This is a genomic window from Ralstonia sp. TCR112, assembly GCF_007997035.1.
Classification (GTDB): domain Bacteria; phylum Pseudomonadota; class Gammaproteobacteria; order Burkholderiales; family Burkholderiaceae; genus Ralstonia; species Ralstonia edaphi.
Genome location: NZ_VOSS01000144.1, coordinates 1 through 794, shown reverse-complemented (window position 1 = coordinate 794; position 794 = coordinate 1). Strand labels below are relative to the sequence as shown.

General features: G+C 59.6%; 1 protein-coding gene. It reads left to right on the top strand.

Annotated elements, in window-relative coordinates:
* The first annotated feature begins 310 nt into the window (after positions 1-310).
* Entirely contained in the window at positions 311-637 is a 327-nt protein-coding gene (gene trxA / locus FUT88_RS24375; protein ID WP_004626253.1) for a thioredoxin TrxA, read from the top strand.
* Positions 638-794 lie beyond the last annotated feature (157 nt).

The window sequence follows — 794 nt, the reverse complement described above, 5'->3', positions numbered from 1 at the left end:
CGGCGGTTTGCGCGTGCGCATCCAGAAAGCGCCATGCAGCGTCGGCGGCACGGGAAAGGAATGCTGGGCCGGGCGCGAAGGCAAGCGTCTGCATGCGTGGAATATGGCGATATACCGGAAAGCGAAGACCTGCAGCTATCGATGCGATAGCCACAATCAACGGTCAAATCGGTTGAAAATGGGGGCCTCGGTACTATATCAGCAGCACCCGCGCCGACAGTGGTCCCAATACACGCTGGTTCGTGTAATCGTGTAATGTATGGGTTCGGCGCACGTCGCCAGCTTTTACGAAATAACAGAGGTTCCCGCCATGAGCGAACAGATCAAGTATGTGAGCGACGCGTCCTTCGAGGCAGACGTGCTCAAGTCCGACAAACCCGTGCTGGTCGATTTCTGGGCCGAATGGTGCGGTCCCTGCAAAATGATCGCCCCGATCCTGGACGAAGTTTCCAAGGACTACGGCGAGAAAGTGCAGATCGCCAAGATCAACGTCGATGAGAACCAGGGCGTGCCGGCCAAGTTCGGCATTCGCGGCATCCCGACGCTGATTCTGTTCAAGAATGGCGCTGTGGCCGCTCAGAAGGTCGGCGCGCTGTCCAAGTCGCAACTGACCGCATTCCTGGACAGCCACCTGTAAGCCGCTTTCGGCTGCGGGCGACCCTTCGCGTTGCCCCCCACACACGCTGGCGCACTTCCGCCTGGAAGCTCGCCAGCGTTGTGCTAAGATGGCAGCCAATCTGTTTCCCCGAGCGTTCGCTCGACCTTTCCCCCCTCCCCCGTTTCTCGTTTCGCCG

Bases quoted from the DNA above. Each gene is read 5' to 3' on its own strand.
- trxA (WP_004626253.1), top strand. From the start codon at position 311: ATGAGCGAACAGATCAAGTATGTGAGCGACGCGTCCTTCGAGGCAGAC.